Below are 23,871 nucleotides of genomic sequence, written 5' to 3'. Positions count from 1 at the left end.
CCCAGTGGCGGCCTCCTCCGGGCCGAGCGCCAAGCCTAGGGCATCGGTCCGATCAGACCACCAAGGCGACCACCACCGCCACCGCGACCGAACGCTCGTGCGAGATCGAACAGCTCACCGACGACCAGCCTCGTCGATCGGCCAAGGCTCGCGCCCCGGGGCCGAGCTCGAGTCGCGGCGCCCCCGACGGATCGGACACCACCTCGAGTTCGCGCAAGGGGACCGCACCGATCCCGACGCCGAGCGCCTTCAACGCAGCCTCCTTCACGGCGAAGCGCCCCGCGAGCTGGGCCGGTCGACCCTTCGCGCTGTCGCGCTCGGCCTCGGTGAAGACGCGCTCGGCGAGGGTCGGTGTTCGCAGCAGCACCGTCCGGAAGCGTTCGACCTCGACCACGTCGATCCCGGTCACGACCTGCATCTAGACCGGCTCCGCAACGCCGACCGCCTCGGCGATCTCGAGAAAGCGCTGCGCCGGCAGGGAGAGGTCGTCCTTGGGCCGACAGATGATGCGAAACAGTCGAGCGATGGTATCGAGCTCGCGAATGACGAGCGTGACCAGCTCACCGGTCGCGAGCTCGCGCGCGACCGCGAGCGACGACAAGAAGCCACCGCCGACCCCCTGGAGGATCGCCTCCTTGACCGCCTCACCGCCAGCGAGCTCGAGCTCGAGCCGGGGGGCCAGTCCACGAGCGCGCAGTGCCTGCTCACTGGCGCGTCGAACACCCGAACCCACTTCCCGCAGCACGAGCGGGATCCTCGCCACTTCGCCCCAACCGACGACCTGGTTGTTCGCGAAGCTGACCACTGCCGGACTGACCACGTAGACGAGGCGATCGCCGCCCACCACGATCTCGACCAGCTCAGGGGGCAACGACTCGACCGGTGACTCGATCACGCCCACCTCGGCCTCGCCGTCGATGACGCGCTCGACGACTTCGGCCGAGTTCAGCGAACGGCTCCGCAGGTCGACGCCGGGATAGCGCTGGCGGAACCGAACCAGCCAGCGGGGCACGACGTAGGCAGACACGGTGTTGGACGCGGCCAAGAGCAGCATGCCGTCGTTGCCCTGGCGGACGCTCTCGACGTAGTCGAGCACGCCTCGCCAGGAGCGCAGCACGTCACGAGCCCGCCGCGCAAGATCGAGACCCGCGACCGTCAGCTCGACCCCGTGACCCGAGCGGACGTGGAGGCGCTGGCCCACGGCTTCGGAGAGGTGCTTGAGCTGCTGCGAAACGCCGGGCTGCGAGATGCCGAGGATCTTCGCTGCGTCCGAGAGGTTGTGCGTCTCGGCCACCACGGCGAGCGTCACGAGGTACGTCGGATCGATCCGGCGCTCGTCGACCGTAATCATTCGCTCAGTGATGGAATCAGTAAGTTTCATTACTTTTAGCATACCTTCGTTTCGCTACCGCCATGATAGTTCACAGCACGAAACCACTTCCAACCCACGGTAGGAGCATCGATGAACCACACCGCATCTCGGCCCACCGCTCGACGGTTGCCCTCACTCGGCTTCGAGTACTACTCGCTCATCATGGGCACCGGCATCGTCGGTGTCCTGCTCCCGACGATCTCGCCCGCCCTGACGACCATCGGCCGGATCATCGTCGTCGCCAACGCGATCGGCCTCCTCATACTCGCGCTCATCACCGTGATCACCTTTGCCCGGCACCGCCTCCGCCTCCGCCAGCTCCTCGACAACCCTGCACGGGTGCTGTTCCTTGGATGTGTGCCGATGGCGATGTCGTCGGTCTCGAACGGCATCGACAAGCTCGAACCCAACGTGCTGGGCTCCCACGCCGCGACGACCGAAGGGCTGGGCGTGTGGCTCGTCCTCACGCTCGTCATGACCCTCGTCTCCGTCCTCTACGTGCCCTACCGCCTCTTCGCGCACCATCTCGCCACGCTCGAAGACGTCAACGCAACCTGGCTCCTCCCGATCGTCCCCGCCGAGGTCACGGCCTTTCAGCTCGCGCTCGTCGCGCCCCGGTTCGACCACGCACTCGCGGTCGACGCCGTCTGGGGCGGCTATCTCCTCTGGGCCTTCTCGGTGCCTCTTGCGTTGTCGCTGATCGCCCTCATCACGCTTCGCCTCGTCACCCATCACCTCCCCGCACCGCACCTCGCCACATCGACCTGGCTCATCCTCGGCCCGCTCGGTACCGGGGCCGCCGCCATCGCCGCCCTCGGTCACGATCTCACCGTGCTCACGCCGTCCGCGCTCTCGACCACGCTCGCTGGTGCCGGTGTCGTCGGCGCGCTCATCCTCGCTGGCTACGGCCTCTGGTGGCTCCTCGTCGCCGGCGCCCTCTCCCTCGAGTACCTACGGCGCGGCACCTATCCCTTCACGATCGGCTGGTGGGGCTTCACCTTCCCGCTCGGCGTCCTCACGACTGGGGTTGGCGAGATCGCGATCGCGACCCACGTCTCCCCGATCCACGACCTCGCGGTCGGGCTCGCCGTCGCACTGGTCGCCCTGTGGACGATGGTGGCGCTCCGCACCCTGCACGCTGCGATCGCCGATCGCCGCCGATCAGTGACCGGCCTCGCCCTCGCCGACTGAGCGCAGCGCGCACGCACGCAGCCTCCCACACGACGCAGCACCGCTCCGAAGAGCGGTGCTGCGTCGTGTGGAGCATGCAACCCCGACGTTCGAGTCGAGCCGATTCGCGAGGCGCCACCCGCTGGTGGTCCACGGCGGTCGCGGACCCGGGGAGGTGCCCTACTCGACGGTCACCGTCTTGGCGAGGTTCCGAGGGCGGTCGAGATCGAGTCCGCGTTCGCGCGCGATCGTGCCGGCGAAGACCTGGAGCGGCACGACGCCGACGAACGGGAACAGCAGTGGCGGCGTCGCCGGCACCTCGACCACGACGTCGGACAACTCCGTGACGCGCGCGTCCTCACCCGCGACCACCGCGACGAGGGTGGCACCGCGCGCCTTGACCTCCTCGAGGTTGGCGAGGGCCTTCGGCCGCAGTCGGTCGGCGGGAACGAGGGCGACCACCACCGCCTCCCGATCGAGCATCGCGATCGGTCCATGCTTGAGTTCGCCGGCCGCGTACGCCTCGGCAGGAAGGTAGCTCAACTCCTTCAGCTTGAGCGCCCCTTCCATCGCGACCGGGAGGGCGACGTTGCGGCCGATGAAGAAGAACCGTTGGCTGGATGCGAGCTCGCGGAACGTCGCTCCGAGCGCTTCGGTCTGCTCGAGGACGGATCCGACCGCCTGTGCCACCTCGCCGAGTGCCCGCCGCCGCTCGATGGCCTCCTCGGGGAACAAGACGCCGCGGAGCTCCCCGAGCCAGAGCGCGAGCAGCTCGAGGGCGGCGAGCTGGGCGAGGTGGGTCTTCGTTGCCGCGACCGAGACCTCGGGCCCTGCCCTCGTGTAGAGGACGCCGTCAGCGACCCGAGCGAGCTGCGAGCCGACCACGTTCGTGATGGCGATCGCGCGCGCACCCGCAGCCATCGCCTCACGGACCGCGACGATGGTGTCGAGCGACTCCCCCGACTGCGACACGGCGATGACCAAGGTCCCGTCGTCGACGATCGGATCGCGATAGCGGTACTCGCTCGCGACGTCCACCTCGACCGGCACGCGCGCGTAGTGCTCGATGGCGAAACGGCCGACGAGGCCCGCGTGGTAGCTCGTGCCGGCCCCGACGACGACGACCTTGCGGATGCGCTTGAGCTCGAAGGGATCGACGTCGAGGGCGTCCATGATCGCCGACCCGTCCACGTCGACCAACGACGCGACCGTCTGTGACAGCGCTTCGGCGCCTGCGGCGAGCTCCATCTCGTAGAAGCTCGCGTACCCGCCGAGTTCCACGTCTTGGCTCGTCCAGCTGATCTGGGGTCGGACCAGTTCCTCGAGGCGCCGAGCCCGTGACAGGCCCGCCGCCTCCGGACCGATGGCGACCACCTCGTCCTCGGGCACCTCGAAGAACTCCGTGGCACGGTGCAAGACCCCGGGGACGTCGGACGCAACGAACTCGGCATCGACGCTGCGCGCACCCATGAGCGGACTGGTTCGCCGGATCGCCAGTACCAGCCCCGGATGGTCGGCGAGCGCAACCGCGATCGCCATGTGGCCGACGAGCCTCGCGAACACCGACGCGAGCGCCACGTCGGGCGCCTCATCGACGAGCTGCTCTTCGAGCAGGTGCGCGATCACCTCCGTGTCGGTGTCGGAGACGAGACGATGGCCCCGCTCCAGGAGCTCCTCACGCAAGCTCCGGAAGTTCTCGACGATCCCGTTGTGGACCACCGCGACGCGATGGGTGCAATCGAGGTGGGGATGGGCGTTCACGAGCACCGGGGCACCATGGGTCGCCCAGCGCGTATGACCGACACCGACACGCGCCCCCCGACCATCGAACGCATCCACGCTGTCCTTCAGCTCGGCGAGCGAGGTGCGCGCGTGCGCGGCCTTGGCGACCTCGATGATCCCAGCGTCGTCGACGATGGCGAGGCCCGCAGAGTCATAGCCCCGATACTCGAGTCGTCGCAGGCCTTCGAAGACCGCACCCGCGATATCCCCGGTGCCGACTGCTCCCACGATCCCGCACACACCGGCCTCCTTCTGCCCGCGCCACGCGCGGACCTGGTCGTTGACCGAGCGTAGCCGCGCTCAGTCGCCAAGGGTCGAGGTCGCGAGGCGCACCGCTGCCTCGATCGACTCGGCGACCTCGATCGCGACCGGCTCCGTCGTCGCCTCGACCATGATGCGAACGATCGGCTCGGTACCGCTGGGTCGCACGACGAAGCGGCCTTCCTCGCCGAGCCGCTCCTCGGCCTTGCGCAGCGCCTCGACCACCAGCTCCGAGTCGAGCACGGCTCGGCCGTGCCGTGCCTGGACCTTGCGGTGGATCTGTGGGTAGCGCACGCGGGCCGCCAAGGCCTCGTCGGCATGGACGCCGAGCCTACCGAGCGCCTGGAGCAGCATGAGCGCCGTGAGGAGCCCATCACCGGTCGGGGCGAGCGCGGGGAAGATGATGTGCCCGCTCTGCTCACCCCCGAGCCCGTAGCCGGTCTCGACGAGCCCTCCAGCGACCTCGCGATCGCCCACACCGGTCCGTTCCACCGCGATGCCCTGCGGTCCGAGGGTGCGCTCGAGCCCCAGATGGCTCATGACGGTCGCGACCACGCCAGGGCCCGCGAGCCGACCATCGGCCGCCAGCGCCTCGGCGACGATCACCAAGACGTCGTCACCGTCGACCACCGCTCCGCTCGGCGCGACGGCGATCAGCCGATCAGCATCACCGTCGAAGGCGAGCCCAAGATCGGCGCCCGTCGCGAGCACCAGATGGCCAAGCCTCTCGGGGTGCAGGGCTCCGAGGCCCGCGTTGATGTTCTCACCGTCCGGCTCGACCCCGATGGCACCGATGACCCTGGCACCAGCGGCCTCGAGCACACGCGAGGCGACGACCGCCGCGGCACCGTTGGCCGCATCGATGCACACGCGTGGCGCACCCTCGATCGACACGGCACCGGCGAGCCAAGCGACGTAGGCGTCCAGGAACGACGACGACCGGTAGCGGCCGAGAGGTCCGAACGTCGGCCGATCGCCACCAAGATGCGTCGCGAGACGCTCCTCGATGGCACGTTCGACGGCGGGCTCGATCTTGGCTCCCGTGGGAGCGAACACCTTGATCCCGTTGTCGTAGAACGGATTGTGCGACGCCGAGACGACGACGGTCGGGAGCTGCTCGGTGCGCGCAACGAACGAGAGCGCCCCGGTCGGGGCCACCCCAACATCGACCACATCCACGCCCGAAGCGGCGAGCCCCAGACCCACGGCCTCGGACAGCCAGCGACCGGACGCACGGGTGTCCCGACCGATCGCGACCGTGGTGCCACCGAGCACCTCGGCGATCGCGACCCCGATCCAGAGGCCCACCTCCATGGTGAGCTCCTGGTTGGCTCGGCCGCGGATACCATCCGTGCCGAAGGTCAGCATTAGCGCTTGGAGTACTGCGGAGCCTTGCGAGCCTTCTTGAGCCCGTACTTCTTCGACTCCTTCTCACGAGCATCGCGCGTGAGCATGCCCTCGCGCTTCAAGCGCACGCGCAGCTCGGGGTGGAGTTCCGCGATCGCTCGCGCAAGGCCGTGGCGCAGCGCCGCGACCTGACCGGCGACGCCACCACCGTCCACGCGCGCCACGACGTCGTAGGTCTCGGTGAGTTCGGCGAGTCGCAGCGGTTCGGTGATGAACGCACGCTGGGCCAGCGTCACCGGGAGCGATGCGAGCTCCTTGCCGTTGACCATGACAGAACCCGACCCTGGCACGAGACGGACTCGAGCAACCGCCGTCTTCCGGCGGCCCGTGGCCTGAACGAGCGTCTGGCTCATGCGTGCTCCCCTTGGGTGACGAGGCTCGGCTGACCGAGCGACAGGACTCGAGGCTGCTGCGCCTGGTGCGGATGCTCGGGGCCGGCGTAGACCTTCAACTTGCGATACATCGCCCTGCCGAGGCGATTCTTCGGGAGCATGCCCCGCACCGCGGCCTCCACGACCCGCTCGGGGTGGCGTGCGAGCCGTTCCGCCAGCGTCTCGGAGCGAATGCCGCCGGGATAACCCGAGTGACGCCAGTAGCGCTTCGTGGCACCCTTGTCGGAGGTGACCCGGATCTTGTCCGCGTTCACGACGATGACGTGATCGCCCATGTCGAGATGCGGCGTGAACGTCGGCTTGTGCTTCCCGCGCAACACCCGAGCCACCTCGGTTGCGAGCCGTCCGAGGACGACGTCTTCCGCGTCCACCACCCACCAGGTGCGGCTGATCTCAGCCGCCTTGGGACTGTACGTCCTCACCGCCGAAGTCCTTTCCACGCCAACCCGCTCCGGGCCCGCCAACCACGAGACGCCGCTGGGCTCGACCGACCACTGCCTCGACCGACCATGCCGTCGGTGCCCGCGCCATCGACGCTCGTCACTGCGTTCAGCCTCGAGCGCCGCACTCACGCGCGGCCCACAGCGAGACGCCCGCGTGAGCGCACCGCGACAGTCTACCGGTCTGCGCCTCGTGCTGCGCCCCACACCGCGGGCTCTTCGCGCGGATCGAGCGTACGCCAGTCGGCATCCGACCCCAGGCGCGCGAGTCGCTCCTCCGACCACTCCCAGCCGTCCTCGAGCCCGACGCGCCACAGCGACAAGCCCCACGGTGGCGCCACCGTCGCGAGCAGCGCCCGCTCGCCTCGGTCGACACCCTCGCGCCAGCGCTCCCCGTCGAGCCGGCCCTGCGCCACCGCGACCGCGTTCCCGACTGCTCGACGAACGAACTCGTGGCAGAACGACACCCCGATGACGGAGACGTCGACACGATCTCGTGCGCGCGCCCAGACCCGCGTCGAGAGCACCCTGCGACGATAGCCTCCCGCGGCGCCGGCACGACACAGTCCGGTCGCATCGAGGTCGCCTCGCAACGTCGCGAGCGCGCCAGCGAGCACGTCGAGCTCGAGCGGCCCACACGCCCAGGCCGTCGGCTCGAGTATCACCCGACCCCGACGGTCCCCATGGCCGAGATCGAGCCGGTAGAGGTAGTGTCGCCAGCGGGCGACCCTGCGTGCGTCGACGGACCCAGGGAGCACGCCTGCGCTCCTGACCCAGAGCCCCCGACCGGCGAGTCGACCGAGTCGCCCACACAGACGCTCCACATCCCCGAGCCGCGCCCGCTCCCCGGGCTGGAGGGGTACGCTCACGAGCTGCGCACGCGCGTGGACACCGGCGTCCGTCCGACCTGCGATCGCAAGCGACGTTGGTCGTTGCAACACGAGCTCGAGCGCGGAGCGCAGCGCACCGACGACGGTCCGCACTCCCGGCTGCGGGGCAGCGCCCGCGAACTCCCGCCCGTCGTAGCCAACGACGAGCAGGAGGGTCTCCACTGCTCCCACCTGGGCTCCTACCCGTCGACACCTCCCGGAGACCGACCACCACGCAGGGGCCGCCTCGCGCGAGGAGCGCCGGTCAGACGAACTCGACGACCACCATGGGGGCGCCATCGCCACGACGCGGGCCGAGCTTCAAGACGCGCACGTAGCCACCCTGTCGATTCTGATAGCGCGGCCCCACGGTCGAGAACAGCTTGGTGGTCGCATCCTCGTCGCGCAGGAACGCCAACACCTGCCGCCGACGGTGCAGATCGCCCGCCTTCGCCTTGGTGACGAGCTTCTCCACGACCGGGCGCAGGGCTCGCGCCTTGGCCTCGGTGGTCTGGATGGACTCGGCCTCGATGAGCGACGCCGCAAGGTTCGCCAGCATGGCTCGCTGGTGGGCAGCGTCCTTGCCCAGTCGGTTACCCTTCTTCGGTCGACCTGGAACCACGTCAGTCCCTCTTCCTCAACTCAAGTCCGCGCTGGGTCAAGCGCTCGACGACCTCGTCGAGCGACTTCTGGCCGAAGTTCGTGATCGACAACAGATCCTCAGGGGTGCGCTCGACCAGATCACCGATGGTGTTGATGCTCGCCCGCTTCAAGCAGTTCCGCGGCCGCTCCGTGAGCTCGAGTTCCTCGATGGGGAGGTCGTACTCGGCCGGTCGCACGCTGTCGTCGGCGGTCGCGGCGACCTCGAGCGCATTGACGTCGGTCGCGAGCTCGGCGACGAGGCCGAACAAGCTGGTGAGCGTCCGGGCCGCAGAGGCGACGGCCTCCCGTGGCGTCACGGAGCCATCGGTCTCGACCTCCAGCACCACCTGGTCGAAGTCCGTCGACTGACCGACACGAACCGGCTCGACGCGGTAGTTGACGTGACGCACAGGGGAGAAGATCGCGTCGATCGCGATGATGCCGATGGTGGTGGTGCGCTTGTTGCCCTCCGCCGACACGTAGCCGCGCCCCTGCTCGACCACCGCATCGAGACCCAACCGACCGTGCTCCGACACCGAAGCGATATGGAGATCGCGGTTGATGACCTCCACGTCGGAGGGGAGCATGAAGTCTCCCGCCGTGACCTCCTTGGGGCCACGAACGTCGAGCCTCACCGTGACCGGCTCTTCACTCCACGAACGCCACACGATGTCCTTGAGGTTCAAGATGATGTCGATCACATCTTCCTTCACCCCGGGGATCGTCGTGAACTCGTGCAGCGCATCATCGAAACGGACCTGCGTGATGGCCGCGCCCGGGACCGACGAGATGAGCACACGCCGCAGCGCGTTCCCGATCGAGTGGCCGAACCCTGGCTCGAGTGGTCCGATGGCGAACCGTTGACGATTGTCGACCTCGTCACCGAGCGACTCGACCGTGGGGCGTTGCATGACAAGCATGGTTGGTTCCTTCTGACTGATGGTTGCTGCCTCGCTACTTCGAGAAGCGTGCTACTTGGAGAAGAGCTCGACGATGAGCTGCTCGCGGACCTCGGTGTCGATCTGGTCGCGCAGCGGCACGCTGAGCACGCGTACTCCAGACCCCCCGTCGGTGACCTCGAGCCACGCCGGGACCTCACGGGTCAGGTGCTCTCGGTTGAACGCAATGATGTCGAGGTCACGCGCCTTGGGATTCAGCGTCACGACCTGCCCCGGCCGGAGGCGATAGCTCGGGATATCCACCCGCTGACCGTCGACGAGGACGTGGCCATGGCGGACGAGCTGACGCGCCTGCGCCCGTGAGGAGCCCCACAGGGCACGGAAGACCACATTGTCGAGCCGAAGCTCGAGCAAGGCGAGCAAGTTCTCGCCTGTGATCCCCGACCGCCGCGCCGCGTCACGATAGAAGCGCTGGAACTGCTTGCCCATGACGCCATAGGTTCGGCGCGCGCGCTGCTTCTCGCGCAGCTGGATCGCGTACTCGGACGGTTGACGCTGCCGATCCCGACCATGCTGGCCTGGAGGAACCCGGCCTTGGGTAATGGGGCACTTCGCGCTCATGCACTTCGGCCCCTTGAGGAACAACTTCGTCCGCTCACGCCGGCACAGCCGGCACACCGGTCCGGTGTAGCGCGCCATCTAGACCCTTCTCCTCTTCTTCGGACGGCAGCCGTTGTGCGGCACGGGTGTCACGTCTCGGATCGAACGAATCTCGATCCCCGCACCAGCGAGCGCCTTGTGGGCCGTCTCGCGGCCCGATCCCGGCCCCTTCAGGTAGACATCCACCTCGCGCACACCGTGCTCCATCGCTCGCTTGGCGCAGGTCTCACCCGCGACCTGAGCGGCGAACGGGGTCGACTTGCGCGATCCCTTGAAGCCGACGTTGCCAGAACTCGCCCACGCGATCACGTTCCCAGCCGGGTCGGTGATGGTGACGATCGTGTTGTTGAACGACGAGTGGATGTGAGCGACCCCACGCGCGATGCTCTTGCGTTCGCGCCGCCGGGGCCGCCGCCCTCCTACCTTCGGTCGTGCCATGCGCTCTGTGTGCTCCTTGCTCGGCGAGGCTCAGCTCGCGTCCTCTTCGGTTCCCCCGTGCCGGCCACGCCGACGGGGAACCTCCCTCGTTCATCCCTCGGAGCCAGAGACTCTGGCTCCACTCGTTCGCCCACCGCGAGCACGCTCGCGTGCCCGCATGAGCGCCTAGCGGCGTGCCTTCTTCTTGCCCGCCACCGTCTTGCGCGGCCCCTTGCGGGTACGAGCGTTGGTGTGGGTTCGCTGTCCGCGGACCGGCAGCCCGCGACGATGGCGGATACCCTGGTAGCACCCGATCTGGATCTTGCGCTTGATGTTCTGGTCGACCTCGCGCCGCAGATCGCCCTCGACCTTCAGGTTCTGATCGATCCAGCTGCGGAGCGCGAGGACCTCCTCGTCGGTGAGGTTGCGCACGCGCGTATCGGGATTGACCCCGGTGGCCTCGAGCACCTGACGCGCGAGCGTCGGGCCGATTCCGTAGATGTAGGTCAGCGCGACCTCGACCCGCTTCTCACGCGGGATGTCGACACCTGCGATACGGGCCATCGTCTACCCCTGCCTCTGCTTGTGGCGCGGGTTCTCGCAAATCACGAGCACGCGACCCTCGCGCCGAATCACCTTGCACTTCTCACACATCGGCTTGACGCTCGGACGAACCTTCACGTCGGCTTCCTCTCTGTCAGTACACGGATCTGGCCGGAACCGATCCGTCGACCTTGCACCCGCTGGCTCCGGACCTACTTGTAGCGGTAGGTGATCCGCCCCCTCGTGAGGTCGTAGGGGGTGAACTCCACCTGGACACGATCTCCGGGAAGAATGCGGATACGATGCATGCGCATCTTGCCCGAGGAGTGCGCGAGTACCTTGTGCCCGTTCTCGAGCTCGACACGGAACATCGCGTTCGGCAGCGGCTCGACCACCGTGCCCTCGAGGACGATCGTGTCCTCCTTGCCCTTTGCCAGTGGGTCCTCCTACTCTCGATCGTTCGTGCCCGGACACGCCACGACGTGGCGACGGGCGCAAAACCGGTGCCTACGCAGTATAGTGCGCTCGCCTCAACGGCCATCCGGGCCCAGGGTGAAGACCTCGGGTCCGTCCTCCGTCACCGCGATGGTGTGCTCGAAGTGAGCCGCCCACGTCCCGTCGGCGGTGACCACGCTCCAGCCATCGCGCAGAACCCTCGTGCGTTCCGTGCCGAGCGTGAACATGGGCTCCACGGCGAACACCTCCCCGGCGAGGAGCGTGGGGCCGGGCGTACCGGGCCAGTAGTTGGGCACGTTCGGGGCTTCGTGCATCTCGGTGCCGATCCCGTGCCCCACGTAGTCGCGGATCACGCCGTAGTGGTGCCGCTTCGCCACGCGTTCCACGGCTCGGCCGATCTCGTGGAGATGTGACCCCGGCCGCATGGTCTCGATGCCCGCCCACAGTGCCTCACGGGTCACCTCGATGAGGCGGGCCGCAGCCTTCGAGACCTCGCCAACGGGCACCGTGATGGCGGCGTCTCCGTGGTAGCCGTCGACGATCGCGCCGGCGTCGATCGACAGCACGTCCCCCTCCTCGAGGATCTCGTCCTCTCGAGGGATACCGTGCACGATGACCTCGTTGCGCGAGGTGCAGATCACGGCCGGGAACCCGCCGTAACCGAGGAAGTTCGACCGCGCACCCTCGCGCTCGAGCACCGAGCGCGCGATCGCATCCAGGGCTGCGGTCGAGATGCCGGGCTTGACCGCCTCACGGGTCGCCTCCAGCATCGCTGCGGTGACGCGCCCCGCCTTGCGCATCGACGCAAGCTCTGTCGCCGAACGCCTCATCGACCCTCCTCCACCACACCGTGTCGGGCAAGTGCCTCGAGGATGCGCTCCATGACCTCCTCTGGGCCCCCGACACCGTCGACGACCTCGAGGAGCTCCCGCTCCCGGTAGTACTCGATGAGTGGGGTCGTCTGGCGCTCGTAGGCGTCCAGGCGGCGTCGGATGGCCTCCTCGGTATCGTCCGCACGCTGGACCACCTCACCACCGCACAGGTCACACGTCCAGTCCACCCGAGGCGGCATGGACGTGGAGTAGTTGGCACCGCACACCGAACACACCCGGCGAGACGCCAGCCGCTCCAGCACGAGCCACTCAGGCACCTCGAGATCGATCACGACGTCGAGTCCATGCGGAGCGAGCAGACCCTCGAGCGCCTCCGCCTGCTCGACGGTCCGTGGAAAGCCGTCGAGGACGAAGCCCCGTCGCGTCGCATCGGCCTCGGAGAGGCGCTCGGCGACGACACCGATGATCACCGCGTCGGGAACCAGTTCGCCCCGATCGAGGTAGGCCTTGGCCTTCTCCCCGAACGGCGTACCGGCGCGCACCGCAGCTCGCAAGATGTCCCCAGTGGCGATGTGCGCGATCGCAAAGTGGTGCGAGATCCGCACCGCCTGCGTGCCTTTGCCCGCGCCCTGTCGACCGAGCAGCGCAAGCCGAAGTGCCGCGTCCCCCATCTAGCGCAAGAATCCCTCGTAGTTGCGCATGGTGAGTTGTGAGTTCACCTGCTTCACGGTCTCGAGACCGACACCGACGGCGATCAGGATGGTCGTACCCGCGTACGGGAACGACGTCACGTGCCACGCAGCGAGCAGAATCGATGGGATCACGGCGACGGCAGCGAGGAACACGGCGCCCGGGAGGGTGATGCGGTTCAAGATCCGAGACAGGTACCGCCTGGTCTCCTCGCCCGGCCGCACGCCCGGGATGTAGCCGTTTTGCTGTCGGATGATGTCGGCTTGCTGGTACGGGTCGAACGACACCGTCACGTAGAAGAACGTGAAGACCAAGATCAAGAGCCCGTAGGTCACGATGTAGAAGCCACTCGTGGCGTTGAGCAGGTGATCGTTGACGAAGGTGACGAGCGGCTTCCAGCGCACGATGTTCGAGAGCAGCACCGGGAAGTACAAGATGGAGGCGGCGAAGATGATCGGCACCACCCCAGCTTGGTTCACCTTGAGCGGGATGTACGTCCGCCCGCCCTCGTACATGCGACGCCCGACGACGCGCCTCGCGAACACGACGGGGATACGCCGCTGCCCGAGCTCCACGAAGACGATCGCAACGAGGAGCGCGACCACCACGACCACGATCACGATGAGCTTGAGCGCGCCCGCCTGGTCATAGATCAGGCGCCCCGCGGTCGGGATCACGCTCACGACGTTGGCGAAGATGAGGATGCTCATCCCTTGGCCGACCCCGCGCTCGGTGATCAGCTCGCCCATCCACATCACGAGCGCCGTACCGGCGGTCAGGGTCAGAATGATGAACAGCACCCGCAACACCGTGAACTGCGGGATCAGGTCCACGCTCTGACCGTTCGCAAGGAACAGGCCGAGCCCCGAGTGGAACACGAACACGAGGCCAGTGGCCTGTACGAGCGCGAGCCCGATGGTGAGATAGCGCGTCGTCTGGGTGATCTTGCGCTCGCCAGACGATCCCTCGTCCCGCCACTGATAGAGCTTCGGAATGACGCCGGTGAGCAGCTGGATGATGATCGACGAGGTGATGTAGGGCATCACACCCAACCCGAACAGTGCCGCGCGCGACAGCGCACCGCCAGAGAAGAGGTCGAGGAAGCCGAGGACACCCTGGCCCGAGGCCTCCGAGAAGACCTGTTGGATCGCGTGGTAGCTGATCCCGGGCACCGGGATGTTCGAACCCAACTGGTACAGGCCGATCATCGCCAACGTGAACAGGACCTTGTTGCGCAGGTCCCTCACCCGGACGATGTTCAGGAAATTCTCGATCACGGTGCCTCCCCGCCGATCGTGCTCAGCGGTTGGACAACGCGCTGCCGGCAGCGCGAGGCCGAGGACCCTTGAAGGGGACCGCGACCGTCTCGACACGGCCGCCAGCAGCCTCGATCGCCGCCTTCGCCGCCTGCGAGAACCCATGGGCGCGCACGACGAGGGGTGCATGCAGCTCTCCGCGAGCACAGACCTTCACGAGCGCGCCGCGACGAACCACCCCGCGCGCGACCAGCGACGTCGGATCGACCTCGGCCATGCCCTCCTCGCCAAGCCGAGCAAGCTGGTCGAGGTTGACGACCGTATAGGCAACCCGGAACGGGTTGCGAAAGCCCCGCAGCTTCGGCGTGCGCTGCGTCAAGGGCAGCTGGCCGCCCTCGAAGCCGACGGGAACCGTATCGCGAGCGCCTTGACCCTTCGTGCCGCGGCCGGCGGTCTTGCCGCCCTTGCCCGCGATGCCACGACCGACGCGCCGCTTGCGATGGTGCGAACCCTCGGCGGGCTTGAGATCATGGAGGTAAATCATGCCTGTTCCTCCTCACGGACGACGACGAGATGGGCGACGCGAGCCAGCATCCCGCGGATCTCGGGACGATCCGGGAGCGCACGCTCCCGCCCGATGCGTCCGAGCCCGAGCGCGCGCAGCGTGCCCCGGTGCTCGGGCTTGGCACCGATCGCCGAGCGGACCTGCACGATGCGCAGCTGCCTAGCCATCGGCCCCAACCTCCACGACTTCTCCATCGACACGCGCCGGACTCTCCTCGATGAGCCATCGAGGAGCGACTTGATCCACGTAACGACCACGAGCCTCGGCGATGCGCTGCGGCGAGAGCAACGCCTCGAGTCCTGCGAGTGTGGCATAGGCCACGTTAATGCCGTTCGAGGAACCGAGGGACTTCGCCAGCACGTCGGTGACGCCGGCAAGCTCCAAGATCGCGCGCGCAGCACCGCCGGCGATCACACCCGTACCGGGTGCGGCAGGCTTGAGCAAGACCCTCCCCGCTCCCGCGACGCCGACCACCGCGTGCGGGATGGTCCCGTGGACGAGCGGCACGCGCACCAGCTTGCGCTTGGCCTCGTCGACCCCCTTCTGCACGGCGAGGCTCGCCTCCTTGGCCTTGCCGTAGCCGAGCCCCACCTGGCCCGCGTGATCACCGACGACCATGAGCGCCGTGAAGGAGAATCGACGACCGCCCTTGACGACCTTCGATACCCGATTGACCTTGATGGTGCGGTCTTCGAACTCGTTTGTCGCCACCTAGAACTCCAATCCCGCTTCGCGAGCCGCGTCGGCCAACGCCGCGATCCGACCGTGGTACTGGAACCCACCTCGATCGAACACGACGCGGCGAACCCCGAGCGCCAACGCACGACTCGCGACGAGCCGCCCGACCGACGCCGCACCCTCCGTCGAGCCGGTGCGCCCATCGCGCAGCTCTGGCTCGACCGTCGAGGCAGCGGCCACCGTACGCCCAGCCGTGTCGTCGATGATCTGAGCGAAGATATGCCGATTCGATCGGAAGACCGCCAGCCGGGGCCGTTCGCTCGTACCGACGACCCTGCGGCGCACACGCGCGTGCCGACGGCGCCGACGATCCTCCCGTGACAGCGTTGCCATCGTCTCCTACCTACTTCCCGGCCTTGCCGGCCTTACGGACAACCCGCTCGCCGAGGTAGCGCACACCCTTGCCCTTGTAGGGCTCTGGCTTGCGGATGCGGCGGATATTGGCCGCCACCTGTCCAACGAGTTCCTTGTCGATGCCCGAGACCACGACGCGCTGGGGCGTCGGCGTCGCAAACGCGATGCCATCGGGCGCCTCGACCACGACTGGGTGCGAGAAGCCGAGCGCGAGCTCGAGTTCGCCGGTGCCACGCGCCTGGGCGCGATAGCCCGTTCCGATGATCTCCAGTGTCTTCTCGTAGCCCTCGGCCACACCGCGCACCATGTTCGCGACCAGCGTCCGTGAGAGCCCGTGCATGGCCCGAGCGCGCCTCGAGTCATCGCTCCGTTCGACGTGCACCACGCTGTCGACCACGCTCACCGTGACCTCCGGCGGCAGGTCGCGAGCGAGCGAACCCCTCGGCCCGCGCACCGACACGTGCTGGCCATCCACCGCCACCTCGACGCCGCCAGGCACCGCGATGGGTTGCCTCCCAATCCGCGACATCGTTCCTCCTACCAGACGTGACAGATCACTTCGCCACCAACGCGTCGGGCTCGGGCCTCACGGTCCGTCATGAGCCCGTGCGAGGTGGACACCACCGCGATCCCCATGCCTCCGAGCACCCGCTCGAGCGACCCGGCCTGTCGATAGACGCGCAGCCCGGGCTTCGAGATGCGCTCGATGCCGTGGATCGCCGACGACGCACGTCGATCACCGACGTAGCGCAGCTCGATCACGAGATCCTTGCGCGGCCCCACGGCGCTCTCGCGCTCCGCATAGTCCTGGATGAAACCCTCGCGCTTGAGGATGCGCGCGATCTCCACCTTGAGCTTGGAGCTCGGCATCGTCACCGAGGCGTGGCGCGCGCGGGACGCATTGCGGATCCGCGTGAGCATGTCGGCGATAGGGTCGGTCATTGCCATTCGCCTACCCCCTTACCAGCTGGCCTTGGTCACGCCGGGCACCTCGCCGAGGTGCGCCATCTCGCGCAGGCAGATACGGCACAGCCCGAACTTGCGGTAGACCGCGTGCGGCCGCCCGCACCGCTTGCAGCGGGTGTAGGCCCGCACACGGAACTTTGGCACGCGGTTCGCCTTCGCGATCAGCGCCTTCGTCGCCATTACCCTTCCCTCCGAAACGGAAAACCGAGCGCTTCGAGCAGAGCACGCCCATGCGCGTCCGTCGTTGCGGTCGTGACGATGGTGATGTCCATACCACGCGTGGTGTCGACCGAGTCGTAGTCGATCTCCGGAAAGATCAGCTGCTCCGTGACGCCAAAGGTGTAGTTGCCGTGCCCGTCGAACGACCGGGGATTGAGCCCGCGGAAGTCACGGATGCGGGGAATCGCGACCGCGACCAGCCGATCGTAGAACTCCCACATGCGGTCGCCGCGCAGGGTCACCGTCGCCCCGATCGCCATGCCCTCGCGCAGCTTGAAGCCCGCGATGGACTTGCGAGCCCTGCGGATCGACGGGCGCTGGCCCGTGATCGTCTCCAGGTCGCGGACCGCTCCCTCGAGCAGACTCGGCTGTGCGCTGGCCCGCCCTACGCCCATGTTGACCACGATCTTGGCGAGCCTGGGCACCTGGTTGACGTTCTCGAGACCGAGATCTCGGAACAATGCGGGGCGCACTTCCTCGTCGAAGCGCACCCGTAGCCGCGGCCTGGGGGCCGTATCGGTCTGAACCATCACAGCGCTCCTCCACAGCGTCGACAGACCCGCTGGCGACGGCCGGCGTCGTCGACCTTCATCGCGATGCGCGTCGGCCCACATGCGCGGCAGATGATCATCACGTTCGAGACGTCGATCGGCAGGGTCTTCTCGAGGATCCCGCTCGGGCTCGACGCATCGCGCGCCTTGGTGTGGCGCTTGGCGACCGCCACCCCGTCGACGACCACGCGATGGCGCGCCGGAAGCGCCCGAAGCACCTCGCCCTCGGCCCCGCGCCACTTCCCCGCGATCACGCGGACCCGATCTCCCTTACGAATGCGCACTCAGATCACCTCCGGTGCCAACGACACGATGCGCATGAACCGCTTGTCACGCAGCTCGCGCCCGACCGGCCCGAAGATGCGCGTCCCACGGGGCTGCAGCTGGTCGTTGATCAGCACTGCAGCGTTGTCGTCGAAGCGGATGTAGGACCCATCCGGCCGACGTACCTCCTTGCGAGTACGCACGACGACGCACTTGACCACGTCGCCCTTCTTGACGGCCGCGCCGGGGAGTGCGTCCTTGACCGTCGCGACGAACACGTCACCAATGCTCGCGTAGCGACGACGCGAACCACCGAGCACGCGGATGCAGAGCACTTCGCGCGCGCCCGAGTTGTCCGCCACCTTCAGTCGAGTCTCCTGCTGGATCACCGTGCACGCTCCACGATTCGAACGAGACGCCAGCGCTTCAGCCGCGACAGCGGCCGCGTCTCGGCGATCTCGACACGGTCGCCCTCGCGAGCCTCGTTCGCCGGGTCGTGCGCGTACAGCCGACGCCGACGCGCGATCGTGCGCTGGTAGCGCGGGTGACGAACCCGCTGATGGATCTCCACCACGATGGTCTTGTCCATCTTGGCGCTTGCCACGATCCCTTCGCGGACCTTGCGCCGGGGTCGCTCTTGCTGCTGCTCCTCGCTCACCGTCTCCTGCTCCTCGCCCGCGTCACTCGGGTCGTCTCGGTCGCCGACGCCGCCTCGCGTCGCACCGTCTCCACACGGGCAATCTCTCTGCGGAGCTGCCCCAACCGCGCCGTCTGGGTTCCCTGGCCGGTCGCGATCGCGAACCGCAACTCGAGCAGCTCTCGCTTGAGCGAACCGAGTCGCTCCTCGAGCGCCTCCGGGCTCAGGTCGCGCAGCTCTCGTGCCCTCGTCATCTGGCGCCTCCCGCCAACGCTTCCACGTCCTCGCGCACCACGAAGCGTGCCTTCATCGGCAGCTTCTGGATCGCGCGCTCCATGGCGGCACGGGCGAGCTCCTCGCCCACGCCGTCGAGCTCGAAGAGAATGCGCCCAGGCTTGACCACCGCGACCCAGAACTCCGGGTTGCCCTTGCCCGAACCCATCCGAGTCTCAGCCGGCTTCTTGGTGATGGGCTTGTCCGGGAAGATGCGAATCCAGACCTTGCCACCGCGACGCACGTGCCGCGTCATCGCGATACGCGCGGCCTCGATCTGGCGAGCCGTCACCCACGCTGGCTCGAGGGCCTGGATACCGTAGCGACCGAAGGTGATCTCGGTACCACCCTTGGCCTCTCCGCCGAGCCGTCCCCGCTGGACTTTGCGGTGCTTCACCTTGCGTGGCATGAGCATCGCTAGTCCACCTCCTTCTTGAAGTGTGGAGCCTCGCGACCCTCCTCACGGGTACGTCGCTCGATCTCCTCCTCTTCGGCGAGCAAGCGCTCGAACTCGTCCTGACTCTCCGCACCCACCGCGGCCGGCTTCGGTGCCTCGGCCACGGGCCGACGCCGCGATCCAGTCTGGGCGCGGATCGGTCCGGTCGGACGACCACCCGCGACCGGCGGCCGCTGCGGCTGGGAGGTCAGCGTCTGGTAGGGGACGACGTCACCCTTGTAGATCCAGACCTTCACGCCGATCTGCCCGTAGGTCGTTCGCGCCTCACGCAGGCCAAAATCGATGTCGGCACGCAACGTGTGACGCGGCACCCGACCCTCGCGATGGGTCTCTCGGCGAGCCATCTCCGCGCCACCGAGCCGACCAGAGCACTGGGCAGTGATGCCACGCGCGCCTTCCTTCATCGCCACCTGGATCGCACGCTTCATCGCTCGGCGAAAGCTCACGCGCCGGCTGATCTGGTCGGCGATGCTCTGGGCGACGATGGTCGCGTCGAGATCCGGTTGGCGGATCTCCTCGACGTTCAGCTGCACACGAGCCGGCGCGCAGCGCCGCTCCAGCTCCCGCCGCAACCGCTCGACCTCGACACCCTTCTTGCCGATCACGATGCCCGGACGTGCCGTGTGGATGTCCACGCGCACCCGGTCACGGGTGCGCTCGATGTCGACCCGAGACACCGACGCCGTGCGCAGCTCGCGCTGGAGCCACTGGCGAATCTGCTCGTCCTCGATCAGCCAACGCTGGTAGTCCTTATCGGCGTACCACCTGGACTTCCAGTCCGTCGTGACTCCGAGACGGAAGCCGTACGGATGCACCTTCTGGCCCACGACCTACTCCTCCCCGCCCTCGGCGGCCTCTTCCGAGGCGGCGCTCGGCGTCTCGGCCCCGGTCTCCTCGCCGGTGGCAACGAGAGCTGCAACCTGCTCCTCGGCAGCCGTGACCTCGACCGTCTGCTCCGACGCTGCCGCCTCGCTCGTGATCTCGGGCTGCGAAGTGGCCACCTCTGCCGAGGTCGCCTCTGCCGAGGTCGCCTGCGCCTGCTGGCGTCCGCGACGAGAGGACTGCACGCGCCGCTGGCGGCTCACGGCACGACGGCCGGTCTGCGCCACGGCGCGCTGGCGCTCCTCGAGCGTCATCTCCTCGACCACAACCGTGATGTGACACGTCCGCTTGCGGATGCGCGTCGCACGACCGCGCGCACGCGGCCGAAACCGCTTCAGCGTCGTCCCTTCGTCCGCATAGGCCAGCCGCACCACCATGTCGGACACGCCCAGCCCGTGCTGGACCGTCGCGTTGGCCACGGCACTCGCGAGGAGCTTGCCGACCGCCTCAGCCGGACCACGGCTCACGAGCGACAGTTCGCGAATGGCCTGCTCGACCGGCTTGCCTCGAATGATGCCAAGAACCTCTCGCACCTTCGACGCAGACGCGCCGTAGTTCCGGAGCACCGCTCGCGAGCGCGGGCGCTCGGTCACTGTGACTGCCACTACCGCCTCCTCGCCGTCTTCTCTTGCCCGGCATGGAACCGGAACGTCCGCGTCGGCGCGAACTCCCCGAGCTTGTGGCCGACCATGGACTCCGTGACGTAGATCGGCACGTGCTTGCGCCCGTCGTGCACGGCGATGGTGTGGCCCACCATGTCAGGAATGATGGTGGAACGACGCGACCAGGTCTTGATCACGCGCTTGTCACCCGACGCGTTGAGCTCGTCGACCTTCTTCAACAGATGCGCATCGACGAACGGACCCTTGCTGACGCTGCGTGGCACGTACTACCTCCTCGCCCCACGGGCTCGACGACGGCGGATGATGAGCTTGTCGCTCGGGAGGTGACGCCGCCTGGTGCGGCCCTCCGGCTTGCCCCACGGAGACACCGGATGGCGACCACCCGACGTCTTGCCTTCGCCACCACCGAGCGGGTGGTCGACCGGGTTCATCGCGACGCCTCGCGTCTGCGGCCGAACGCCACGCCAGCGGTTCCGACCCGCCTTGCCGATCGAGATCAGCTCGGCCTCGGCGTTCCCGACCTCGCCGACGGTCGCACGACAATCGATCGGGACGCGGCGCATCTCGGTCGAGGGCAGCCGGAGCGTCGCGTAGACCTCGTCCTTGCCGACGAGCTGGATGCCCATACCGGCGCTCCTGGCGAGCTTGCCGCCTTGCCCGGGACGGAGCTCCACGTTGTGGACGGTGGTGCCGACGGGGATGTTGCGCAGCGGGAGGGCCGACCCCACCGTGATGTCGGCGTCCGGCCCGGAACTCACCTTCATCCCCACCGTGAGCCCCTTGGGCGCGAGGATGTAGCGCTTCTCGCCGTCGTGATAGTGCAAGAGCGCGATGCGCGCATTGCGGTTGGGGTCGTACTCGATCGCTGCGACCGTCGCCGGCACACCGTCCTTCTTGCGACGGAAGTCGACGACCCGATACTGCCGCTTGTGTCCGCCACCCCGATGGCGCGCGGTCTTGTGACCGTCGGCGTTGCGTCCTCCCGAGCCCGACAGCGGTCGAACCAGCGATCGCTCGGGACGCTGCTTCGTGATCTCCGCGAAGTCCGAACTCGACTGGAACCGTCGACCCGCACTCGTGGGCTTGCGCTTACGAATCCCCATGGCTCAGCTCTCCAACAGCTCGATGCGCTCGCCCTCGCGCAAGGTGACGTAGGCCAGCTTGCGGGTGGGCTCCACGCTGACTCGACCGGTTCGGCGGCTCCGACGGGCCTTGCCCTTGCGGTTGAGCGTGTTGACCTTGACCACGTGCACCCCGAAGAGCCGCTCGACCGCGGCGCGCACGTCCACCTTGGTCGCTCGAGGCGCCACCTCGAAGACGTAGACGCCCTCCTCGCGGAGCCCGTAGCTCTTCTCCGAAATGATGGGGGCCACGACGGTTGCGTAGGGATCCCGACCGCTCACTTGGCAACCTCCACTCCCACGCGCCCGAGGAGCTCTGCCAGCGCTGCGCGCGTGAACAGCACGGCGTCGGAAGCGAGAACCGCACTTACCAGCACCAAGCCCGCCCGATGGACACGAACCGTGGGGAGGTTGCGCACGCTCTTGAAGACGGCCTCGTCGGTTGCACCGGCCACCAGCGCGAGCACCTTGCGATCCTCGAGACCAGCCCCGCGCAGACAGGCAAGCGCCGCCTTGGTCGACGGCGCCGTGATGACGTCGTCCTCGAGCACGTAGATCACGCCGGCGCTGGCCCGATCGGACAACGCCTGTGCCAGCGCCGCGCGCAGCATCTTGCGGGGGGTGCGCTGGGAGTAGTCGCGCGGCTTGGGGCCGTGAACGATACCGCCACCCTTGTACTGAGGGGCCCGGATCGAACCCTGGCGAGCGTTGCCGGTCCCCTTCTGGCGATAGGGCTTCGCGCCGCCTCCGGCGACCTCTGCCCGCGTCTTCGTCGAATGCGTTCCCCGGCGCGCACCGGCCTGCTCCGCAACGACAACCTGATGCAACAGCGCGATGTTGGGAGCGTGCGCGAAGACCTCGCCCGGCAGTTCCTCTTCGCGCAGCGTACGACCCGTGGCGTCGATGACCTTGGCGCTCGCCATCTACTTCCGCCCCTTCACCGAATCACGAACCACGACGATGGCGCCCCGCGGACCAGGGATCGAGCCCTTCACCAGCACGAGCTGGCGCTCGGGCTCAGCCCGCACGACCTCGAGGTTATGGATGGTGACCCGCTCGGTACCGTACTGACCCGCCATACGCGTCCCCTTGAACACGCGTGCGGGCGTGGCGCACGCCCCGATCGAGCCCGGAGCACGATGCTTCTTGTGGTTACCGTGGGCCGCTCCCTGCCCACGGAAGTTGTGGCGCTTCATACCGCCGGAGAACCCGTGGCCCTTCGACACGCCGACGACGTCGAGACGCATCCCCGGCTCGATCCCCTCGATCCCGATCTGATCGCCGGGCTCGAACGACGACGCCCCATCGAGCCGCAGCTCCATGATGCGGGCGCCGGCCTCGACACCTCGGGCCTCGAACTGACCCGCAACCGGACGACTCAGCCGCTGCGGCTTGACGCGACCCACCGCGACCTGCACCGCTTCGTACCCATCTCGCTCCGGCGTCTTCGTCCGCACGACCCACGTCGGGACGACCTTGATCACCGTCACCGGGACGGCACGGTCACCCTCGGTCCAGACCTGGGTCATACCGACCTTCTCACCGACAAACGTCTTCCTCGCCATGGTTCCTTCGCCTCACGCAGCGTCCACCCGACGCCGCAGCTGACCTCGTACGAGCGGGTAGCGCCGCTCAAACCGCCGGAAGGTCCCTCCAGAGGAGGCACGACCGGACGCAAGACAACTCTTGCAGCATACTGCCCGCGCACTCGGGCGCGGGCCGATCATGCTGCGATCTCTCGCTATGCGTTCTGGATCTTGATTTCGATATCGACGCCGGCCGGCAGCTCCAACCGCTTCAACGCGTCGACGGTCTTGGCCGAGTGATCGACGATGTCGAGCAGCCGCTTGTGGACGCGCATCTCGAAGTGCTCGCGCGAATCCTTGTACTTATGGGGCGAGCGAATGACGGTGTAGCGGTGGATGTCGGTCGGCAAGGGCACCGGCCCGACCACCTTGCCTTGGGTCCTCGTCACCGTATCGACGATGCGCCGGGTCGACGCCTCGAGGATCTCGTGGTCGAAACCCTTCAAACGCACCCTGATGCGCTGCTTACTGCTGTCGCTCATGGCTCTCCTTGGTGCTCCGGTCGTCCGTCGACGCCGAAGGGCCCCGGACGTGCCGGGGCCCTCG

At 67.9% G+C, this 23,871-nt stretch carries 39 protein-coding genes; 1 reads left to right on the top strand and 38 read right to left on the bottom strand.

Features of this window, described 5'->3' with window-relative positions:
• Window positions 1-52 precede the first annotated feature (52 nt).
• Together acpS and AFER_RS02235 are read right to left on the bottom strand one after the other, a co-directional pair.
• Complete coding sequence (gene acpS, locus AFER_RS02240) at window positions 53-418, bottom strand: holo-ACP synthase (RefSeq protein WP_015797904.1); 366 nt, start codon at window positions 416-418, stop codon at window positions 53-55.
• Window positions 419-1,381, bottom strand: a complete 963-nt coding sequence (locus tag AFER_RS02235) for a LysR family transcriptional regulator (RefSeq protein ID WP_171788931.1) — start codon at window positions 1,379-1,381, stop codon at window positions 419-421.
• Between the two features lie 81 nt (window positions 1,382-1,462).
• On the opposite strand from AFER_RS02235, the gene AFER_RS02230 reads away from it, so the two are divergent.
• Entirely contained in the window at window positions 1,463-2,563 is a 1,101-nt protein-coding gene (locus AFER_RS02230; protein ID WP_015797902.1) for an SLAC1 family transporter, read from the top strand.
• A 159-nt stretch (window positions 2,564-2,722) separates the two neighbouring features.
• On the opposite strand, the gene glmS is transcribed toward AFER_RS02230, so the two are convergent.
• From glmS to rpsJ, 36 genes are all read right to left on the bottom strand, one after another.
• Complete coding sequence (gene glmS / locus AFER_RS02225) at window positions 2,723-4,564, bottom strand: glutamine--fructose-6-phosphate transaminase (isomerizing) (protein ID WP_015797901.1); 1,842 nt, start codon at window positions 4,562-4,564, stop codon at window positions 2,723-2,725.
• Between the two features lie 60 nt (window positions 4,565-4,624).
• Window positions 4,625-5,953, bottom strand: coding sequence for a phosphohexomutase domain-containing protein (locus AFER_RS02220; protein WP_015797900.1), 1,329 nt, complete (start codon window positions 5,951-5,953; stop codon window positions 4,625-4,627).
• Window positions 5,953-6,345: a 30S ribosomal protein S9 gene (gene rpsI / locus AFER_RS02215; RefSeq protein ID WP_015797899.1), complete on the bottom strand. Its 393-nt coding sequence runs from the start codon at window positions 6,343-6,345 to the stop codon at window positions 5,953-5,955. Before rpsI ends, AFER_RS02220 begins: the two co-directional genes overlap by 1 nt.
• Window positions 6,342-6,806, bottom strand: coding sequence for a 50S ribosomal protein L13 (gene rplM, locus AFER_RS02210; protein WP_015797898.1), 465 nt, complete (start codon window positions 6,804-6,806; stop codon window positions 6,342-6,344). Before rplM ends, rpsI begins: the two co-directional genes overlap by 4 nt.
• Window positions 6,807-7,000: 194 nt before the next feature.
• Complete coding sequence (locus AFER_RS10750; RefSeq protein ID WP_015797897.1) at window positions 7,001-7,885, bottom strand: tRNA pseudouridine synthase A; 885 nt, start codon at window positions 7,883-7,885, stop codon at window positions 7,001-7,003.
• Window positions 7,886-7,958: 73 nt separating this feature from the next.
• The gene (gene rplQ, locus AFER_RS02200) at window positions 7,959-8,315 is read right to left on the bottom strand and encodes a 50S ribosomal protein L17 (protein WP_015797896.1); all 357 of its coding nucleotides are present in this window, start codon (window positions 8,313-8,315) and stop codon (window positions 7,959-7,961) included.
• A gap of 1 nt (window position 8,316) precedes the next feature.
• Window positions 8,317-9,246 (bottom strand): DNA-directed RNA polymerase subunit alpha, encoded by a 930-nt coding sequence (locus tag AFER_RS02195; protein ID WP_245526013.1) that lies wholly within the window; start codon window positions 9,244-9,246, stop codon window positions 8,317-8,319.
• A gap of 60 nt (window positions 9,247-9,306) precedes the next feature.
• Window positions 9,307-9,933, bottom strand: coding sequence for a 30S ribosomal protein S4 (rpsD, locus tag AFER_RS02190; RefSeq protein ID WP_015797894.1), 627 nt, complete (start codon window positions 9,931-9,933; stop codon window positions 9,307-9,309).
• Window positions 9,934-10,332: a 30S ribosomal protein S11 gene (gene rpsK / locus AFER_RS02185; protein WP_015797893.1), complete on the bottom strand. Its 399-nt coding sequence runs from the start codon at window positions 10,330-10,332 to the stop codon at window positions 9,934-9,936.
• A gap of 165 nt (window positions 10,333-10,497) precedes the next feature.
• Complete coding sequence (gene rpsM, locus AFER_RS02180) at window positions 10,498-10,875, bottom strand: 30S ribosomal protein S13 (RefSeq protein ID WP_015797892.1); 378 nt, start codon at window positions 10,873-10,875, stop codon at window positions 10,498-10,500.
• A 3-nt stretch (window positions 10,876-10,878) separates the two neighbouring features.
• Entirely contained in the window at window positions 10,879-10,992 is a 114-nt protein-coding gene (rpmJ, locus tag AFER_RS11470) for a 50S ribosomal protein L36 (RefSeq protein WP_015797891.1), read from the bottom strand.
• Between the two features lie 74 nt (window positions 10,993-11,066).
• The gene (gene infA / locus AFER_RS02175) at window positions 11,067-11,291 is read right to left on the bottom strand and encodes a translation initiation factor IF-1 (RefSeq protein ID WP_015797890.1); all 225 of its coding nucleotides are present in this window, start codon (window positions 11,289-11,291) and stop codon (window positions 11,067-11,069) included.
• 93 nt (window positions 11,292-11,384) lie between these two features.
• Window positions 11,385-12,140, bottom strand: a complete 756-nt coding sequence (gene map / locus AFER_RS02170; protein WP_015797889.1) for a type I methionyl aminopeptidase — start codon at window positions 12,138-12,140, stop codon at window positions 11,385-11,387.
• Window positions 12,137-12,814 carry an adenylate kinase gene (locus AFER_RS02165; RefSeq protein WP_015797888.1) on the bottom strand — a complete coding sequence of 226 codons (678 nt, stop codon included), beginning with the start codon at window positions 12,812-12,814 and terminating at the stop codon, window positions 12,137-12,139. The genes map and AFER_RS02165 overlap by 4 nt, the downstream gene beginning before the upstream one ends.
• The gene (gene secY, locus AFER_RS02160) at window positions 12,815-14,110 is read right to left on the bottom strand and encodes a preprotein translocase subunit SecY (protein WP_015797887.1); all 1,296 of its coding nucleotides are present in this window, start codon (window positions 14,108-14,110) and stop codon (window positions 12,815-12,817) included. It lies immediately after the preceding gene.
• A 22-nt stretch (window positions 14,111-14,132) separates the two neighbouring features.
• Window positions 14,133-14,633: a 50S ribosomal protein L15 gene (gene rplO / locus AFER_RS02155; protein ID WP_015797886.1), complete on the bottom strand. Its 501-nt coding sequence runs from the start codon at window positions 14,631-14,633 to the stop codon at window positions 14,133-14,135.
• On the bottom strand, window positions 14,630-14,821 hold the full coding sequence (rpmD, locus tag AFER_RS02150) for a 50S ribosomal protein L30 (RefSeq protein WP_015797885.1): 192 nt from the start codon (window positions 14,819-14,821) through the stop codon (window positions 14,630-14,632). Before rpmD ends, rplO begins: the two co-directional genes overlap by 4 nt.
• Complete coding sequence (rpsE, locus tag AFER_RS02145) at window positions 14,814-15,365, bottom strand: 30S ribosomal protein S5 (protein ID WP_015797884.1); 552 nt, start codon at window positions 15,363-15,365, stop codon at window positions 14,814-14,816. Before rpsE ends, rpmD begins: the two co-directional genes overlap by 8 nt.
• Complete coding sequence (gene rplR / locus AFER_RS02140; RefSeq protein WP_015797883.1) at window positions 15,366-15,725, bottom strand: 50S ribosomal protein L18; 360 nt, start codon at window positions 15,723-15,725, stop codon at window positions 15,366-15,368.
• Window positions 15,726-15,735: 10 nt separating this feature from the next.
• On the bottom strand, window positions 15,736-16,275 hold the full coding sequence (gene rplF / locus AFER_RS02135; protein ID WP_015797882.1) for a 50S ribosomal protein L6: 540 nt from the start codon (window positions 16,273-16,275) through the stop codon (window positions 15,736-15,738).
• An 8-nt stretch (window positions 16,276-16,283) separates the two neighbouring features.
• Entirely contained in the window at window positions 16,284-16,694 is a 411-nt protein-coding gene (gene rpsH / locus AFER_RS02130; protein ID WP_015797881.1) for a 30S ribosomal protein S8, read from the bottom strand.
• 12 nt (window positions 16,695-16,706) lie between these two features.
• Window positions 16,707-16,892 carry a type Z 30S ribosomal protein S14 gene (locus AFER_RS02125; protein WP_015797880.1) on the bottom strand — a complete coding sequence of 62 codons (186 nt, stop codon included), beginning with the start codon at window positions 16,890-16,892 and terminating at the stop codon, window positions 16,707-16,709.
• Window positions 16,892-17,461: a 50S ribosomal protein L5 gene (gene rplE, locus AFER_RS02120; protein ID WP_015797879.1), complete on the bottom strand. Its 570-nt coding sequence runs from the start codon at window positions 17,459-17,461 to the stop codon at window positions 16,892-16,894. The genes AFER_RS02125 and rplE overlap by 1 nt, the downstream gene beginning before the upstream one ends.
• Window positions 17,461-17,766, bottom strand: a complete 306-nt coding sequence (gene rplX, locus AFER_RS02115; protein ID WP_015797878.1) for a 50S ribosomal protein L24 — start codon at window positions 17,764-17,766, stop codon at window positions 17,461-17,463. Before rplX ends, rplE begins: the two co-directional genes overlap by 1 nt.
• Entirely contained in the window at window positions 17,767-18,135 is a 369-nt protein-coding gene (gene rplN, locus AFER_RS02110) for a 50S ribosomal protein L14 (RefSeq protein ID WP_015797877.1), read from the bottom strand.
• The gene (rpsQ, locus tag AFER_RS02105; RefSeq protein ID WP_015797876.1) at window positions 18,132-18,404 is read right to left on the bottom strand and encodes a 30S ribosomal protein S17; all 273 of its coding nucleotides are present in this window, start codon (window positions 18,402-18,404) and stop codon (window positions 18,132-18,134) included. Before rpsQ ends, rplN begins: the two co-directional genes overlap by 4 nt.
• A complete protein-coding gene (gene rpmC / locus AFER_RS02100) occupies window positions 18,401-18,637 on the bottom strand; it encodes a 50S ribosomal protein L29 (protein ID WP_015797875.1) in 237 nt (78 codons plus the stop codon). Before rpmC ends, rpsQ begins: the two co-directional genes overlap by 4 nt.
• The gene (gene rplP / locus AFER_RS02095; RefSeq protein WP_015797874.1) at window positions 18,634-19,071 is read right to left on the bottom strand and encodes a 50S ribosomal protein L16; all 438 of its coding nucleotides are present in this window, start codon (window positions 19,069-19,071) and stop codon (window positions 18,634-18,636) included. Before rplP ends, rpmC begins: the two co-directional genes overlap by 4 nt.
• Before the next feature lie 2 nt (window positions 19,072-19,073).
• Window positions 19,074-19,940, bottom strand: coding sequence for a 30S ribosomal protein S3 (gene rpsC / locus AFER_RS02090; protein WP_015797873.1), 867 nt, complete (start codon window positions 19,938-19,940; stop codon window positions 19,074-19,076).
• A gap of 3 nt (window positions 19,941-19,943) precedes the next feature.
• On the bottom strand, window positions 19,944-20,600 hold the full coding sequence (gene rplV, locus AFER_RS12835; protein WP_015797872.1) for a 50S ribosomal protein L22: 657 nt from the start codon (window positions 20,598-20,600) through the stop codon (window positions 19,944-19,946).
• The gene (rpsS, locus tag AFER_RS02080) at window positions 20,600-20,881 is read right to left on the bottom strand and encodes a 30S ribosomal protein S19 (RefSeq protein WP_015797871.1); all 282 of its coding nucleotides are present in this window, start codon (window positions 20,879-20,881) and stop codon (window positions 20,600-20,602) included. The genes rplV and rpsS overlap by 1 nt, the downstream gene beginning before the upstream one ends.
• A gap of 3 nt (window positions 20,882-20,884) precedes the next feature.
• A complete protein-coding gene (rplB, locus tag AFER_RS02075; RefSeq protein WP_015797870.1) occupies window positions 20,885-21,721 on the bottom strand; it encodes a 50S ribosomal protein L2 in 837 nt (278 codons plus the stop codon).
• Between the two features lie 3 nt (window positions 21,722-21,724).
• Window positions 21,725-22,021, bottom strand: coding sequence for a 50S ribosomal protein L23 (gene rplW, locus AFER_RS02070; RefSeq protein ID WP_015797869.1), 297 nt, complete (start codon window positions 22,019-22,021; stop codon window positions 21,725-21,727).
• On the bottom strand, window positions 22,018-22,662 hold the full coding sequence (gene rplD, locus AFER_RS02065) for a 50S ribosomal protein L4 (RefSeq protein ID WP_015797868.1): 645 nt from the start codon (window positions 22,660-22,662) through the stop codon (window positions 22,018-22,020). The genes rplW and rplD overlap by 4 nt, the downstream gene beginning before the upstream one ends.
• The gene (gene rplC / locus AFER_RS02060; RefSeq protein ID WP_015797867.1) at window positions 22,663-23,304 is read right to left on the bottom strand and encodes a 50S ribosomal protein L3; all 642 of its coding nucleotides are present in this window, start codon (window positions 23,302-23,304) and stop codon (window positions 22,663-22,665) included.
• 176 nt (window positions 23,305-23,480) lie between these two features.
• The gene (gene rpsJ / locus AFER_RS02055; RefSeq protein ID WP_015797866.1) at window positions 23,481-23,807 is read right to left on the bottom strand and encodes a 30S ribosomal protein S10; all 327 of its coding nucleotides are present in this window, start codon (window positions 23,805-23,807) and stop codon (window positions 23,481-23,483) included.
• Window positions 23,808-23,871 lie beyond the last annotated feature (64 nt).

Origin of the sequence: Acidimicrobium ferrooxidans DSM 10331 (assembly GCF_000023265.1) — a bacterium.
GTDB lineage: Bacteria > Actinomycetota > Acidimicrobiia > Acidimicrobiales > Acidimicrobiaceae > Acidimicrobium > Acidimicrobium ferrooxidans.
The sequence above is the reverse complement of the archived record's forward strand: the minus strand, read 5'-3'. Positions and strand labels throughout refer to the sequence as shown.